Raw genomic sequence first — 2,859 nt, 5'->3', positions numbered from 1 at the left:
TTTTCCTTAATGAATTCGATTGCTTCGGCAATGCGGTTGTAATTCAGTTGTTGCTGCTCATTCATCGCTTTAGAATTTATCATCAAATTTCGGCATTACAAAGCTGTAATAAAATCCGAAACTTGCTCAATTTAAAGGGGCCTTATTTATCATTTTGAGGATAATTCTAAAGATGCTTCGGATGTTGGCACCAAAATACTTATATTAACCAAATGGAAAGTCTTGTGAAGTCATATTGGAGCGCATTTTTTGATATGCTCACTGCAATGTTTCTGGTATTCATAATGCCGCAAAGTCTCATCTTTGACTTCAATAAGCATATATTGAAATCTGTATGCGTGATTAGTGTTGATATAGTTTGTTTTTTTATAATCAGTTTATCTATTTTAAAGCTGATAAAGCTAATTATTAATCGCAGCAAAAGGAAAAATGTCAATTATTAAACGCTCTAGCTCGCAAAGTTTTGGATTGAACTTTTTTATTCCAATAACAGCGTTTTAATACTAATAGTAGGCTCCTGTGTGCCATTGACCAACAATTCGTCTATGTGCATTTCCGTGCCCGGGAACAATTTGACTAAACTGTCAGATCAATATAAATCCTCTTCCATACTGATTAGCGATGCTCTTATTAAAGCCTGTGACAATGATGTCATTTGCTGATTTCCGCTAAATGATTGATTAATACATAGATTGAAAAACTTTCAGACATTATCTTTAAACGCGATTTTATCTAAGTAACGTATTGTTTACAACTAGGAAACTTAAAGGAGGAAAACGATCTTAGCACAATTGACGCTCCTCATCATTTTGCTAACCAATTTTAAACCGATACAAATGAATCATCTCGCTGGCAGAAATATAAACTACGCACTCCTGTTTCTGCTGGCACTTTTAAATTCATGCTCCTTGAAAAAAGAAAACTCAACCAAAAATCAGTTGAGTGCAGTACCTTTCAAAGGTCAGGTGGGCGCAGTACATTTACCTGCGCATATTGCGCCTATCAAAGCACCATTTCCAATGCCTCCATTAAAGAAACCTCAGTTTCCTGCTTTGCAAAAGCGGATTACGGAGCTTGGTGCAAAAGAGGGCGTAAAAGCAACTAAGGAAATTCAGCAAACCATAGATGAACTAAATCAAAGGGGTGGCGGCCTGGCAATTGTTCCAAAAGGGAAATGGCTTACTGGTCGCATTAGTTTAAAAAGCAATGTCAACCTGCATTTGGAAGAAGGGGCAGAGCTGTATTTTAGTGGAGAGATTGAAGATTACCTTCCCGCTGTATTTACCCGTAACGAGGGGATAGAGGTGATGTCACTTGGTGCTTGCATTTATGCCAATGGCCAGGAAAATATAGCCATCACTGGTAGAGGACGTTTAATAGGACCTACAAAAGACGGTTCTGTGCGCCGGCGAACAATGACCACCCAGGTGATTGAAGAGTTTGTGGATCTGCGTAAACCGGTAGCTGAAAGGGTTTTCGAGGGTCAGAACAACAGTCCAATTCTTCCACCCATGTTTATTTCACCTATCAATTGCAAAAACGTGCTGATTGAAGGGGTGTCCTTAGAAAACACAGCCTTCTGGAACATCGTCCCTATTTATTGTGAGGGAGTGATCATTCGCGGCATAACGGTAAATTCTGTAGGCATTGCCCGTGGTGATGGAATAGATATCGAATCCTCCAAAAATGTACTGATAGAATATTGTACCTTAAGCAGTGGCGATGATTGTTTTACCATTAAAGCGGGTCGTGGTGAGGATGGTATTCGCGTCAACAAAGCATCAGAGAATATTGTTATCCGTTTTAGTTTAGCCAGGGAAGGCCATGGAGCCATCACGGTGGGAAGTGAAACGGCAGGCATGATTAAGAATTTATATGTACACGACTGTGTTTTTGAAGAAACCGGCAGTGGTATCCGCTTTAAAACCAGGAGACCTCGTGGTGGGGGTGGAGAACATATTTATTATGACCGCATTAGAATGAACTTATCGGGTGCTGCTTTTAACTGGGATATGCTCGGTAGTGCACAACATGTGGGCGACTTAGCCAACAGGCTTCCAGCAAGAGCGATCAACTCGCTTACCCCAGAGTTTAAAAATATCGTTGCACGCAACATTATTGTGGAGCGTGCCAGTCAGTTTGTGAAAATCAACGGTATTACAGAAACACCACTAAGGGATGTTTTAATCGAAAATGCTGATATCAAAGCTGATAAACTCTTTACAGCCGTTGATGTGAATGGCTTTACCGTAAGAAATGCTAAAGTGCAAGCCAAAGATCCCAACATCAGCTTGCTGGCTGTAAAGCAACTTACTTTTGAAAATGTACAGTTTATAGTGCCCAGCGACACCCTAATTTTATCGGTTTCTACTTCAGAAAAACCAAAATTCATCAATTGTAAGCCTGAAACACGACAGATAAAGACAAAAGTCCTTAATTAATAGCATTTGTCGCGATATCTTTAATCACCTGGTCAAGCTCTTTTGCACTTTCCTTAATCATGTTGATCATTTGTTCAATATTGGGGTCCATCTCAAATGATTCAAGAAGCAGGGTGAGCCCCATGATATTCGCGATGGGTTTTCTGATGACATGCGATTGTACATAGGCCATTTGCGACAAGGTCAGCTGTGTTTTTGAAAGAGATTCTTTTGTGTTTTCCAACTCTGTACTTGTTAGCATATATTGGGTAATATCATGGCCAATACAAAAGACTCCTGCTGGCTGCTGCTGTTCATCAAATAGGGCTTTATATTCCCATTGTGTAATCACGTATCCACCTTTTCCATCAAACTTCCTGACCACAGCAGGAATGATCTCCTCTGGATTGATAAAGGCTTTTGCTGATGCCGATTTGCA

2 protein-coding genes are annotated in these 2,859 nt (G+C 40.0%); one reads left to right on the top strand and one right to left on the bottom strand.

Annotated features, from left to right (window positions below; all coding sequences use genetic code 11):
• The first annotated feature begins 836 nt into the window (after nt 1-836).
• Nucleotides 837-2,441 (top strand): glycoside hydrolase family 28 protein, encoded by a 1,605-nt coding sequence (locus ACR2F7_RS03890; protein WP_432712280.1) that lies wholly within the window; start codon nt 837-839, stop codon nt 2,439-2,441.
• Here ACR2F7_RS03890 and ACR2F7_RS03885 read toward each other — a convergent pair.
• Nucleotides 2,434-2,859 (bottom strand): histidine kinase dimerization/phospho-acceptor domain-containing protein (locus ACR2F7_RS03885; protein ID WP_432712279.1); only part of this gene is annotated, 426 nt, incomplete at its 5' end. The two genes, ACR2F7_RS03890 and ACR2F7_RS03885, sit on opposite strands and share 8 nt — an antisense overlap.

This window comes from Pedobacter sp. (assembly GCF_045628745.1).
Lineage (GTDB): Bacteria > Bacteroidota > Bacteroidia > Sphingobacteriales > Sphingobacteriaceae > Pedobacter.
Note: the sequence above shows the minus strand (reverse complement) of the source record. Positions and strands in the feature narration are given on the sequence as shown.